This is a genomic window from Leptolyngbya sp. AN10 (genome assembly GCF_050565645.1).
GTDB lineage: Bacteria > Cyanobacteriota > Cyanobacteriia > Leptolyngbyales > Leptolyngbyaceae > Leptolyngbya.
Window position 1 is genome coordinate 66,159 of record NZ_JBNXVP010000034.1, and the last position, 12,254, is coordinate 78,412.

Genomic DNA, 12,254 nt, shown 5'->3' on the forward strand with positions numbered 1-12,254 from the left:
CAGCAACATCCCATGCTTGATCTGTATGACCTGATTCGCAACATTGAGAAACGTCCTGCCATGTATCTGGGGCAGCCAGACATTTCGCATCAAGAGCGCATTTCTCTCCGGCTACTTCTTTGCACGTCGTCAATCAGGAATTCCCAAAACCCTTCAAGAACAGCAGTTCTTCGAGTTCCAAGCCTGGGTCGAACGAAAAGTTAATCTGCCTCACAGCCAACCTTGGGAAAAAGTCATCCGCTACTTTTCTCCGGACGAAACCACCTCGCTTCGAGATTTTTTGTCCTCTTCAATGAATTTACCGAATCTCAAACTGCTCAGTCAGTCACTCCCTAATTCAAAGATTCAATCTCGCTTCAAGATGGAAATGGAATGAGACTGGCAATCCCAGAATGGGAAAGAAAGGCTTGGCGTAAATTCTGAGATTGAGAGACAATGGAGCTAGATTGAAGGCAAAGAACGATGGATATTGAGCAAGCTGTCTTGGAGAATCTGCGATCGCTTCCCTCTGAAAGTCAGTCTGAGGTGCTGACCTTCATCAAACTGCTACGCAAAAGACTAATACCTTCAAGTCCGAGTCATCCTACCGCTTTCGAGCAGATTGTAGAGACTGTGCTGCTCAACCTTCAACGCATTCAGCGATTTCATGATGGACTTCCCTCCGCCGTTTATGCCTATGGCTTACTGGAAGCCACGCAAAACATTTTGGTGCGATTTCCCGACGAACCCCTAGCAAAATTCCTGGATGTACTCCATAAAGTTCTAGCAACAGACAATCGCTGGGGAAGGTATACCGTGGAGTACTATCAACAGATTTATTCGTTACTCAATCAGCTTGCTCACCAAGGGTCTACTTCAGATGCAGCCATTGAAGCAGCGATCCAACAAATGGAACAAACGAGCCTGACTTTGCTGCAATCAGGAATCGTAACTGATGAAGATTTAGACGATACTGATGAGTACGCATGATGAGTGACGAACCCAGCCATTTCCTAGATGCTTCTGTCGTTCGTCCAATGCTGTTGGGAAGTTATGCGTATCAACAGTATTTTCAATCTCAGTTCCAGAAGGCACAGTGTTCCGTTTCTCCATATGTATTAATGGAGGTTCATCGCAGTTATCTCCGCAATCTCATCGAATTCTATTTCACCTTGAAACTGCCTCAGATTTTGACTTTGGGCGATGCGTTGGCTTACTGGAGTAATCGATTTCAGGGTAGTAAGCACAAAGCAATTCAACAGATGATGGCACAACTATTAGACCGAAGCGCGGATAGCCCTGACATCTTTCAAGATAAGCGATCAGTCTTGATTGCGATCGAACTTCTCATTCAATCGTTCGTAACCTCCTTACACAGTCACTTTGTCAATACTGGGCACGATTCGACAGACTGTACTCGTGCCAAAATCACGTTAAATGTCGAAGCAGAAGATTTTGCAGCGGAACTCTTTAGATTTGCTGAGACATTCGACGATGTAGAACAGTGTCGGCAGCACTGTCGAATTGACGAATTTCTGCTCCAAGATCGTCGAGCAGAGGCGACGACTTACACCCAGCAAAAAGACTCATTGCCTAAAAATTCTCAATCTCGTGGGTTTATCAAAATTGCGGATGCTCTGCAACAGATTCTGGAACAAGGAGCGGATGTATGTTCCTGTAAGCGCTGTGAGCGAATCGGCGATGCTGTGATTGCACTGGACGCACCAAGGGAAATGCAGCTAGACCACACGGATCATTCCTTTGATTATCTCTGTCCTCCTCTTGGGCAACTACATCAGAAACATCCTTCAGAAGTGGAAGTCATCACCAGAGGGCTTTGACATTGCTAACTGCCGCAGTCGTGTCATTGTTGAAGCTACAACTGTGATTGCTTTTGAATCGCTGGCTGATGCAGCAATTTTGCTAAAATCCCACACGACTCAGAGGATAAAAGCGGAAAGCTGCATGACCAATCAAGTTTTGCTGTGGCAGAAAGCCCCACAAATGGCTGTCATAGCTGTGATTTCGATTATCCCCCAACACAAAATACCGATTCTGAGGAACGATAGCAGGTCCGTAGTTGTAGTTCGGAGACGCTTGAAGATAAGGTTCAGCGATCGGCTTGCCGTTGAGAAATAATTTGCCAGATTGAACCCTGATCGTATCTCCAGGCAGTCCGATCACTCGCTTGATGAGATCATCCTTCAAATTCTGCGATCGCAATTCTGGTGTCGCGCTGAAGACGACAATATCGTTACGCTGAGGCGATCGCAACCGATAGCTAAGTTTTTCGACAATGATGCGATCGCCCACTTGAAGCGTTGGGATCATTGATTCTGAGGGAATGTAGCGCACCTCAGCCACGAAGGTATGGAATCCGGCTGCGATCGCCAATCCACAAACTGCCGTTTTCGTCGCTTCCCACCATTCATTTCTACGGGATGTCGGTTGTAAGGTCGTCATAATTCACAAATGAGGATAACGATGAGCGCGATCGTGATTTTGAGCCATCGCGCTCCCAAGGTCATCGGGCACAAGATAACTGCCAAAGCGATATAACTCAGTCCTGTTAACCAGTCGTCACCGATGCTGAATAGACAGATCGGCATCAGAAGACTTGCCATGAGCCATTCCAGAATTCTCTGGGTTGCCTTTAGATCCTGATCAGTGAGGCGAGGCATGACGAGGATCGCCCCAGACATTTTTGTGTTGAAGTTTGGCATTCGCTTCTGCCTGTTGCAGCCTCAGAACCAAATTTTCAGGCAGGGTTTTGAGGGTGTTCAGGTTCAGCTTTGCCAGTCCATCGGAAAGGAGAACTTCTTGCAGGGGCGTTCCGTTTGGTAGAGAAACGATCGCTTCTGTGATGTCGTTTTGAGCCAACTGAGTGTGGCTAACCATAACTTTTGCCTGTGTCGGACGCAAAAGCATCGCCATCACTCCCTCTGCCTGACTTTGCCAAGGTTCATCCAAAACCAGCCCTGCTAATTTCACGCGCAAAACTTCGCCAGTTGGTTTCTTGAGCCACAAGATGCCGTTTTGAATCGATTCAACGGTATCGAGAGATTGGTTGTGAGGATAAAACTTCTCCAACCATCTGGCTCGATCCGCTTGATGAAGCAATGTTGGAACAGCCAGTTTTAAGCCTAGAGGAACGCACAGCATGAGAGCAAATAGGGCAATGTGCTTCGGTTTTACGATCAATGTTCCGGAATGCTGCTGAAATTGGAATCTGTGTAGCAATGCGATTATCGATCGTTTCCAACCGCGAAGCAGCATCGGGCGACAATTCTGTTCTAGAGCTTGCCGTAAGTCACTGACCCCGATCGTTAGTGCGGTTAGCTGTAACTCCACACGACGCAGCGCATTAAGGGCTTGTTGAGATACCGATCGTGTTGATAGAACTTCAACAACACCACTGGCACTTTCAACATGATCGCCCAGTACTTCGACTAATGTGGAATCAGACTGTTTATCGAGTAGTTCGCCTGATGCTTGCGTCGATCGCGCATTTGAAGCAACGCCCAGTTCGGACAGAATGCTATCCAAGTCTGCTGACAAATCTTCTACGGTGGAAGTATTTGAGGCGGTTGTTTCGTTGGAAGCTTGAAAGACGGTATGCAATTCTTCTTGCAAGTCTCCAGCTAGAGTTTGAACCATTGTACGAAGCGTGGCTTTGTCTGCTTCTGTGAGATCTTGAGCGATCGCTGCATCACCAAGCAAGGCATTCAGTAAATCCTCGATCGAGGGGGAATGAGTCATATTTGTTTCTCGTCAGGGTTGACAGGGTTAGCGTAAATTCCAGATCTGACATTCGTATGGCGGGGGTCAGTTACTTTTTGTTAGCGATCGAGGTCGTAATCCGCTGACTTCTGGTTGGAGTAGATTTGCTGCTCTTGGGATACATCATGAGTGGCTTGCTGCGATTTCTCTCGATCTAAATCGTTTTGCAGCATGAGCCAAGTTCGCCATTCTCTCAATCGCCGCACATCCTCTTGAGCAATGTTGCCCAGATCGTGTAATTCGCTCAGATGCCATTGAAATTGCCCATGCTCCCGATGTTGCTGATAATGAACAGCGGAAACCAGCCGTTCATCATTTCGTTCTAACCAGAACATATCGGATGGGGGACTGTAGCCAAGGGTGTAGTTCTCGATCGCAGTCTTGTAACTCTGATGCACCGGATCGTACTCGACTTCGCCCATTTTTTCCTGGAAAGTAAACAAGGCTTGAGCATCCAGCAAGACTTCATTAGCTTGAATGGTTTGCTGTTCCCAGTAAGGGGCAGCAGCATGAGGGACTTGCTGTGGGGTTTGTGCTGCTAACTGCTTGAGCCAGATCTCAATTTGCTGCCAACACTGCACATCTGTCGCGCTCAAGGCGGCTCCGTCTTCGCGTTGAAGCGAGTAGAGTCCACTCTCATCATCCCGACCGATCAGATAAATCTCGTCCTCAATTTGCACTCGATAAAAGTGTTCAGTACTGCTAGGCGAGAACTTGAAAGCGGTATCTCCTTGATTGGCATAGTATTCAAACAATCCTGCTGCGCTGGAGAGCAGTGTTTCTGCCTGCGATTGAGATAATTCGGTTTGAGGTTTTTGCGATTGCTCATCTTGAGCTTCGAGCCACTTTGCGAGTTCGCGGAATTCTGCTAACTGCTCATCGGTAATGTGCGTCTCAGCCGAACGAACAAACAAGCCTTCATGCCAATCCAGTTGCCAGGAGCTATCGTTTGCCACGATCGACAACTGTTCGGACTCAGGATCATAAATTAAAGTCTGCTCATTTCCCCAGTAGCACCAACCCCGATTTGTTTGTTGGAGCAAATTTTCGGTTTGTGCGATCGCTAACGTTTGTTCCAAGATAGGAAGGATTTCTGCGGCGCGGCGTTCCTGTTCCTGCCAGTATTCAACGTCCTGCATCATTATTTCCCTCCAGCTAACTGCTCCAACCGAGAAATTCGAGTTAGCAGATTGTCAACTTTTGCATTCAGTGGCATCAAACCGACTTGAATGAATCCAACGGTCAGAGCCACAGTTAACAGAACTGAGCCGCTACTGATGGCGATCGCGCTCCAATTCAAATCCTTCCGCTTCTTGATTGGGCTGTTCCATTCCACCTTCAGGGGTGTCGTCAGCTTCTCCTGATAGAGTGCGGTCAAATTGCTGACCACCATGTTCACATGACTGATCGATTGCTGTTGGTTTTCCAGCAATTGCTTCAGTTGAATCAGCGTGACTGGAAGCGGTTTCAGCCATTGTTGCAGGCGCTCCAGTTGCTCGGCAGTCGCTGGAATCGAATGGTTCCACCCCTGCCAATCGGTTTCGTTCAGTTGAGATACCTGGGCAGGTGGCGGCGAGGGCGCGGAGGTCTTGACGGAATTGTTCGAGGGCGCGGAAGGGGTCGAGGGCTTCGGCTGACTGGGGACTGTCTGAGCATAGCCCTGGAGCCGAGTGGGGGCGATTTTGTTGGGTAAGTCCTCGAATATCATGCGAGTTTGAGTCATGAGCAATTCCTGTTGGGTGATAGGTACATAACTGTTGTCCTTTTTCGTTCACATGAAAGGTTAAATTCGGATGTTCGTCGATCGCGATCTGCAATGCGGTAAAGCTGATTTGCCCGATTTGCATGAGCGCAATTCGTTCGATTTCCTCTCGTCGAAAAACGGCAGAGTGTTGAGCTAAATAGTCAATGGTGGCATTAGTAACGGCTTGAGTCAGCTTGAGGCTCACTGTTTCTCTCGGTTCTTGAATAGTCGCTGGCTGCAAACTAATATTGATAGCATCTTGCAGCCATCCTGCTTCTAGCTCTTGCCTCATCATCTGCTGTTTTTCCTTGCGTCCTGATGAAATCGCAATCCAAGCTTTGTGTTCGCTACTTGCATCGTCTCCAGCTTGTTGCTGAATCTGCTGGCTCCGCTTGCTGAACGCTTTGATTTGATCGCTGGAGTAGCCTTTCAATTCCCACAAACCCAAACGGTGGTTCGTGACCTGAACCTCATAGCCAAGCCACTGGACTTCTTGCGCTAATTCATTCCTGTAAATTTGCCCTAGCAGCATCTTTGCCTGATAAATTTCTGCATTGTCCAAACTGCGCCATTTTCCGTTCGGGAGTTGTTGCAGGTTCAGGATGATGTTGTGGGTGTGGAGTTGCGGATCAAATTCGCGGCTGGTGTCGTGGTGGAATTGTGCGATCGCGAGTTGCCCAGTCAGTACCTTCTGTCGTTTGCCGTGCTGCATTTGCCGGGTGATGGCATAGCGTTCCTCTAAAAAATCCAGCATTCGGACAGTCGCAACTTGATGAGCGATTTCTAATCTGCTATCGCCAAAGACTAAAGCTTGAATGGAGACAGATTTAGGCGCACTGGTCGTCAGATCGATCCCGGCTCGTTCTTTGATTTTTCCATCGGCTTGATCATTCGATCGTTGAGCGTGCAATCGCGATTTGTCGATGAGCGTTTCTCCGGTAGGCGATCGTCCTCGCAATAGACAAGCGAGAGGTTGAGCGTCTACAGATTCAGATAGATTCAGAACCTTGGCTAATCTGCCGTACCAATTCGAGCAATCCTCCAGGTTCAGGTGATTCCCTTCTTTGGTGTAGTAGTACATTCCGTGGGTTGGAGAAATATTTGCGATTGAGACAATCATGTTATTTGCAGGTTTCTAGATGTTGTTGCAAACGGTGATGGAGTTCTTTGATCCACTCCTGGCGGCTTTTTTGGATATCGTCTGGCTGATTGTCGATGAGCAAAGGTTGCACAATGACATAAATTGCTTCTGACCAAGCTTCCAGACGCAATTGATGCTTACCCGTTTGCTGTACGATTTGCTGCACCAAATTTCCGATCACTCCAACCTGTGTTTCTACCTGTTGTAGACGAGCGTGAACGGGTTGGAGGGCAGCACGAGTTTGTGGATCAGGCTGGGGGGAGTTTGGACGATCTGCTTTGGCAGATATCTCTTTGAGATCGCTCAATTGCTCAACCGCTTGTTGCACTGAATTCAACTGCTCTACCAATTGTTGTAGCTGTGTCGTGAATGCTGCTAGGTCAGGGTATGGAGGGCTGTGGTCAGTCTCCTTCTGTGTGGATGAGAGGGATTCCCATTCGCTTAAGCGCTCTCGAATGATTTGTGGAACAGAGACACCCCGCTCGGTTGCAACTTCCCGGAGTGCATTCGCCTGCACAGGCGGAAGCGTGAGGTTGAACTGGGGACTACTACTAGCCATAGGTTTCAGAAATTGAGGATGGGCAAATTTGTAGACAATTGGTAGGCAATGGGTAGAGGTCGTAGACAATTGGTAGGCTGGGTAGGCACTTGTAGGCTTCCCATTAGCAGCAGAGGCTCTACAGATTCGACCGTTCTACACAGTTGCACTATTTTCTACAAATGAGCATCTGCTGTAGGAATGTGTAGAACGATGTCTGGGCAAGGCTTTAGCGAATTAAATGCGAGTCGATGTAGGTAATTTGTGGGCGTTGTAGATTATTTGTAGGCATGGTAGGTGCTGTGGCTTCTACACTTGGCGTTAGGTGTGACGCGATCGCTTGTAGGTTGTGTTGCCAGAAAGAACAACAAACCCGTCGCTGTAAGTTAGACGAAGAAGAAAATGCCGGATACGGCGTTCTTTCAACCCCTTCCCGCTTGTGTATTTGCACCCTACATTTGAGATCTGACACTCGTATGGCGCATTAAACATAATTTGTGGCATTGCGGAAGCCCAAAACTGTCAGAAGTGATCAGAGTTTTGCCACATTACTGTCAGATTAAGTGCTTATGCTGTCTTCGTTCATCGGCAGACAGTAGCTAGAGCAATGGTTTTAGCGATTCAGTCTCCCTCAATCTGACCTGACCGTACTTCTCTTTGGTCTTCCACTACCTACTTTTTACCTTTAATGACCACCCGAATACCTTTGAACGTACAATCCAGGCGCTGTGGAGTCATGGAATCTTAGCGATCGCGCTCCTACACAGGTAACAGATACCTCCGCTTTACCTTCTGAGAGGCAACAGTTAACTTCAAATGATCAACGCCTGAGAAGATCTGACGCTCATCAACCGTTCACCCAAAGGAAAATACAAATGACTGCTTTACTGCCAGATGTGATTTTGACGATCGATACCGGAACGTCTCAAAGCAAAGTGTTTTGGAAATGCTGGTCGCAGGGCAACACAGAACTTTTACTAATGGGGTCAGAGTTTCTCGAAATCTCGCCCCATGATTTGATCGACACTGGGCTTGCAGGCGGCAGACCAGAGAATGATGCCTTTATCGAACTTGCCAATGGCAAAGTTTACGTTCTGGGCATGAAAGCACAACAAATGCGCGGGAAGCCCCCAACTGGATTGAGCAAGTATGAGTTTGCGGCGTACAAGGCGTTAGCGATTATTGGCGCGATCGCAGAAACGGCAAATTTACCGGAACAATTTACGATCGCGCTCGCAGCGTTATTGCCCTACAAGGAGTATCAGGATCGCAAAGCCTTTCATGACCTGCTGAGTCAGAACCTCGTCAGCTTTAATTTTCGAGGTCGGCGCTATTCGATTTCTCCGTTGGTGCTAGACGTGAAGCCTGAAGGGGCTGGACTCGCTCAGAGTCGTCGGAACGATGCGCCTCAATCGTTTAATCACAGGAATATTCTCGTTACCATGATGGGGCAACGAGATGCCTCCTTACTGCCGTTCAAGCAAGGAACCCCGCAGAGTGGACATGGGACTCGATTAGGATTTGAGCAACTAATTGAGGAGATTGCCAATCGTGCCTCACTCAATCTCGACACCAAAGATTGGGGACGATTGACCGAGTACATTTTCCAAGCTCAACAGAATCCGATTTTATTGGAGCGGATTGCCCGCATGGTGGTCACCGAAGCAGAAATCGGGCGCAAAGTCGAACAACTGCAAGACGCGATCGCACAATCATGCAGCCGCTACTGCCGCGACCTCTTCGATTGGATCAAGTCCAGCTTGGGGCAAGACCTGTATGAATTTGACGAAGTGATTCTTTCGGGTGGCACATCGCTTTACCTGAAAACGGAATTGGAGGACTTCTTCGCGCAATATGCCTTAGAGCCATCGTGGGCACTGGATTTACAAGACCAAATCTATCGATCGTTAACAACCCCCATTGATCCAGTTCTGGCTTGCCGAGTTTCGGATGCGTTTGGCGTATTCAAATTGTTAGGCGGCAAAGTCAGTCGATTGGAAGGAGTTGCGAACGCTTCGTGGAGCGTCACGATCGCACGGTGAGGAGGGCTGAATGTCTATCAAGAAGTTTGATTACCGGGTCAGAATTCAAGTGGCGGCAGAAAGCCCGGATGGAATTTTGTTGGACTGCCTCAAAAACGAACGACATCAATCGTACTCTCACAAAGAAATGCTGCTGTGGGCACTGCGGGCATACTGGATGCCGATCGCGTATCAGCTTCAGCAGGAGCAGGGGAAGCGATCGCTTTCTGAGGCACAGATGAAGCGAATGGCTCAAGATGCAATTCATCAATTGCGACAGCAGATTGCTTACTTGCAATCGACTTTCGGCATTGAGCAGAACTTATCGACTGAGGGAGCGATCTCACCACAGCTTTCCCAACAACTCCTCGCGCTTTTTGCTGCCCATCAAGTCGCGGAACCAGAGACGCTAGAGAATTCTGCTGCACCTCCGATCGACTCAGGCGATCTGAAACTAGAATCAACTTCGATAGAAGGAGAAGTTACTAACGACCAGAAGAATCTGTGGTACGACAGTGAAGATTTATTCGGTTCTGAGATTTAAGCCTTCTCGAATTATTGGAAAATCTTTGGTTGAATCACTTTCAGGAGTAACAGATGGTGCGAGATTGGCTCCACCCAGCATTTGTTAGTGCTTGCTGGATAATCAGTGTTGTCTCTGTGGATGTGATCGAGAACTGGGGAATTCTGTTTCTCAGCATCCAATAATGTTGGATTAGGAGTGTGATCGATCTCTTAGCGATCAAGCACTACCATTTTCCATTTGCTCAAGTTGATGCCTTGCCCATTCTCGCAGTAGTGCATCAGAGTCATTGATAGATCTGTCGTGCAGGAGTTCAACTGTTTTTGGATGAGCAGGATAGTAATTGAAGAGGGCTTCTAATGCTGTCTGGCGGGGATTTTTTTGATGCTTATTCTCACGCTTAAAAGAGTGATTCACAACAATACTAGAGAGAAAATCATGTGTACTGGGTTGATTTGCCCAGCCTTGTGCAATAGCTTTTATAAGTGTATTTATTGTGTCTGAATTTTCGTTAGACTGAGCATATGACTTAAGGATAGTAAATGTATCAGGGTCTTCTTGCCAATAATTTGCTAAAGCTGCCATTGCTGAAAAACTGCCAACTTCCCCATCTAAAGCGCAAGCTTGGAGCCAAGGAAGAGTATCAGGATCGTCTTTCCATTGCCTTGCTATCCAACTCACTGATAAATCTGGAGCATATAATCCTTCACTCTCACGGGCACAGGCTTTGAGGAACAGCAAAGTTTCTGAATCATTTTTCCAGGTAGTTGCGATAGCTTCAAGAACCGCAGTAGACGTTAACCCATCTAAGTCACTCATTGCCAGATACTTCAGCTTCCTGAGCAATTCCTCAGCGATTGGCTTGATACTAGGGCAGCTTTGAACTTCCTCCAGGCAATTAGCTACTAGATAAAGATTGAAAAACTTAGGCTTATTGTCTCGGTCTATGAATTGCCCATTCTCATCATAGTCAGACACATCATCTTGCTCAATTAGATATGTGAGAATGTTAGCTGTCACATTTTCTCCCAACATACCAATGATGAGACAGAGAGCTTCATGCCAGGTTTCATCACGCCAAGTTTGTCCAAATACTTCGTCTCGCAATTGTTCAAAACTAAGAGTACGCTGTTTCTCAAAGCGGTAAACAATTTCCATTGCACAGAAATATTCTAGAAAAGTGCGGTGGACAAAGCCATAGCTATCGGCTCCGCGATAACAGAGAATGAAGTTACGTTCTCGTAATTGTTGAATCAAGTGATTTGCTTTCTCACGAGATTCGCTAAATCCCTGATTGCGTAAATAATCAGTTAAAACTTGCGTTAATCGTTCAGCACTGATTAGATTTCCTTTTAATCCTTCCTCACCCGCCTGCATTTCATAGGCAATCAGACGCAACATCTCCTGCTTTTCCCGCCGCCCGATCGCATCCATCGGCAACTGCAATCGCTTATGATCTACGTCCCAGTGATAAAGCAGGACTCGTGAAGCCTGGTCGTAGAGATCAGCGCGATTGCGTGGTAATTCTTGCCGTCGATTCAGAATTGCCATCATCGTCAGTAGCAGGGGATTGTCTGCCAAATTCTGAATCGCTTTAGAGTTCGCGATCGCGCCTTTCAATCGCGTCACCAATCTCGATTTATCTGCATCGTTGCCAAGAGCAAGGGAATACCAGCGATCGATGAATTCATGAATTTCATCGGTATCCAACGACTGAATCGTAAAGTGACGGAATCCAGCTTGTTGCAGTCGATCCGGGTTATAACCAATGACGCGCGAAGTGACTAAGATTTGCGCTTTGGGATATTGCTGGGCAAAGCGAATCATGTCATCTACGATCGCGGCTTGAGTTGCACGATCAAACACCTCATCCAAGCCATCAAACATCATCAACGCTGGATTATCCTGCAAATACTGATGCAATTGCTGCTGATCAAACTGCCAATCCACACCACGCCCACGATGCAAAAATTCTAGAAAGTTGTTGGTTTGCGCGATTGCATATTCTCTCAACTCAATCAGCAAGGGCAGTGCGTCCGTTTTCCCCCCAACCCATCCCAATGCCAAATACTGTAACAACGTACTTTTCCCTGCACCTGGATCGCCCAAAATCACTGCTCTTTGAGACTCTGCAACTGCCTCCAAAACCTTTCGTGCAGGTTGCTGAAAATACTCCTGTCGATAGCGTTCCAACGCTTCGGAAGATAAATCCGCTTCCAGTTGTCCCTGTTCTTGCAGTTGCCGCTTCAAATCCAGTGGTAATTCATATCGCATCGGCGGCAATGCTTCTCGCACCGTCTGCTCTATAAAAATATTCCACAGTTTGATCGCATCGGTACGATCGGTACTATCAAGCGTGTATAGCTTCAGATAGCCATAGCTGAATTGCAAGCTTTCTTGATATTTAGGGCTTGCTGAAAAAGTCATTCTGTAAAAACTGGATCACAGACTTCTCTGAATCTGCATCCTTTTATTTATGCGATCGCCAATTGCCATTGATTCGGTTGTCGCCGTGTTCGATGTAATTC

Annotated in this window: 12 protein-coding genes; 5 read left to right on the top strand and 7 right to left on the bottom strand. The window is 47.3% G+C overall.

Annotated features, from left to right (window positions below):
* The first annotated feature begins 43 nt into the window (after positions 1-43).
* The 3 genes from ACQ4M5_RS31970 (at position 44) to ACQ4M5_RS31980 (ending at position 1,820) form a co-directional block, all read left to right on the top strand.
* The gene (locus ACQ4M5_RS31970; RefSeq protein WP_430679852.1) at positions 44-376 is read left to right on the top strand and encodes a hypothetical protein; all 333 of its coding nucleotides are present in this window, start codon (positions 44-46) and stop codon (positions 374-376) included.
* Between the two features lie 86 nt (positions 377-462).
* Positions 463-969, top strand: a complete 507-nt coding sequence (locus ACQ4M5_RS31975) for a hypothetical protein (protein WP_430679853.1) — start codon at positions 463-465, stop codon at positions 967-969.
* Positions 969-1,820, top strand: coding sequence for a hypothetical protein (locus ACQ4M5_RS31980; protein WP_430679854.1), 852 nt, complete (start codon positions 969-971; stop codon positions 1,818-1,820). The genes ACQ4M5_RS31975 and ACQ4M5_RS31980 overlap by 1 nt, the downstream gene beginning before the upstream one ends.
* 82 nt (positions 1,821-1,902) lie before the next feature.
* Here the strand turns inward: ACQ4M5_RS31980 and lepB are convergent, their stop codons facing one another.
* From lepB to ACQ4M5_RS32010, 6 genes are all read right to left on the bottom strand, one after another.
* Complete coding sequence (gene lepB / locus ACQ4M5_RS31985) at positions 1,903-2,442, bottom strand: signal peptidase I (protein ID WP_430679855.1); 540 nt, start codon at positions 2,440-2,442, stop codon at positions 1,903-1,905.
* Positions 2,439-2,660 carry a hypothetical protein gene (locus ACQ4M5_RS31990; protein ID WP_430679856.1) on the bottom strand — a complete coding sequence of 74 codons (222 nt, stop codon included), beginning with the start codon at positions 2,658-2,660 and terminating at the stop codon, positions 2,439-2,441. Before ACQ4M5_RS31990 ends, lepB begins: the two co-directional genes overlap by 4 nt.
* Positions 2,644-3,738, bottom strand: coding sequence for a hypothetical protein (locus ACQ4M5_RS31995; RefSeq protein ID WP_430679857.1), 1,095 nt, complete (start codon positions 3,736-3,738; stop codon positions 2,644-2,646). Before ACQ4M5_RS31995 ends, ACQ4M5_RS31990 begins: the two co-directional genes overlap by 17 nt.
* Positions 3,739-3,818: 80 nt before the next feature.
* Positions 3,819-4,901, bottom strand: coding sequence for a hypothetical protein (locus tag ACQ4M5_RS32000; RefSeq protein WP_430679858.1), 1,083 nt, complete (start codon positions 4,899-4,901; stop codon positions 3,819-3,821).
* Between the two features lie 129 nt (positions 4,902-5,030).
* On the bottom strand, positions 5,031-6,623 hold the full coding sequence (gene mobF / locus ACQ4M5_RS32005) for a MobF family relaxase (protein WP_430679859.1): 1,593 nt from the start codon (positions 6,621-6,623) through the stop codon (positions 5,031-5,033).
* Position 6,624: 1 nt separating this feature from the next.
* Entirely contained in the window at positions 6,625-7,203 is a 579-nt protein-coding gene (locus ACQ4M5_RS32010; protein ID WP_430679860.1) for a hypothetical protein, read from the bottom strand.
* An 854-nt stretch (positions 7,204-8,057) separates the two neighbouring features.
* Here ACQ4M5_RS32010 and ACQ4M5_RS32015 point away from each other — a divergent pair.
* Positions 8,058-9,224: a ParM/StbA family protein gene (locus tag ACQ4M5_RS32015; RefSeq protein ID WP_430679861.1), complete on the top strand. Its 1,167-nt coding sequence runs from the start codon at positions 8,058-8,060 to the stop codon at positions 9,222-9,224.
* A gap of 10 nt (positions 9,225-9,234) precedes the next feature.
* Positions 9,235-9,747: a hypothetical protein gene (locus ACQ4M5_RS32020; RefSeq protein WP_430679862.1), complete on the top strand. Its 513-nt coding sequence runs from the start codon at positions 9,235-9,237 to the stop codon at positions 9,745-9,747.
* 198 nt (positions 9,748-9,945) lie between these two features.
* On the opposite strand, the gene ACQ4M5_RS32025 is transcribed toward ACQ4M5_RS32020, so the two are convergent.
* The gene (locus ACQ4M5_RS32025) at positions 9,946-12,153 is read right to left on the bottom strand and encodes an NACHT domain-containing protein (RefSeq protein WP_430679863.1); all 2,208 of its coding nucleotides are present in this window, start codon (positions 12,151-12,153) and stop codon (positions 9,946-9,948) included.
* Positions 12,154-12,254: the final 101 nt, after the last annotated feature.

Coding starts and splice junctions, on each gene's coding strand:
- ACQ4M5_RS31975 (WP_430679853.1), top strand. CDS start 463: ATGGATATTGAGCAAGCTGTCTTGGAGAATCTGCGATCGCTTCCCTCT.
- ACQ4M5_RS31980 (WP_430679854.1), top strand. CDS start 969: ATGAGTGACGAACCCAGCCATTTCCTAGATGCTTCTGTCGTTCGTCCA.
- lepB (WP_430679855.1), bottom strand. CDS start 2,442: ATGACGACCTTACAACCGACATCCCGTAGAAATGAATGGTGGGAAGCG.
- ACQ4M5_RS31990 (WP_430679856.1), bottom strand. CDS start 2,660: ATGCCTCGCCTCACTGATCAGGATCTAAAGGCAACCCAGAGAATTCTG.
- ACQ4M5_RS31995 (WP_430679857.1), bottom strand. CDS start 3,738: ATGACTCATTCCCCCTCGATCGAGGATTTACTGAATGCCTTGCTTGGT.
- ACQ4M5_RS32000 (WP_430679858.1), bottom strand. CDS start 4,901: ATGATGCAGGACGTTGAATACTGGCAGGAACAGGAACGCCGCGCCGCA.
- mobF (WP_430679859.1), bottom strand. CDS start 6,623: ATGATTGTCTCAATCGCAAATATTTCTCCAACCCACGGAATGTACTAC.
- ACQ4M5_RS32010 (WP_430679860.1), bottom strand. CDS start 7,203: ATGGCTAGTAGTAGTCCCCAGTTCAACCTCACGCTTCCGCCTGTGCAG.
- ACQ4M5_RS32015 (WP_430679861.1), top strand. CDS start 8,058: ATGACTGCTTTACTGCCAGATGTGATTTTGACGATCGATACCGGAACG.
- ACQ4M5_RS32020 (WP_430679862.1), top strand. CDS start 9,235: ATGTCTATCAAGAAGTTTGATTACCGGGTCAGAATTCAAGTGGCGGCA.
- ACQ4M5_RS32025 (WP_430679863.1), bottom strand. CDS start 12,153: ATGACTTTTTCAGCAAGCCCTAAATATCAAGAAAGCTTGCAATTCAGC.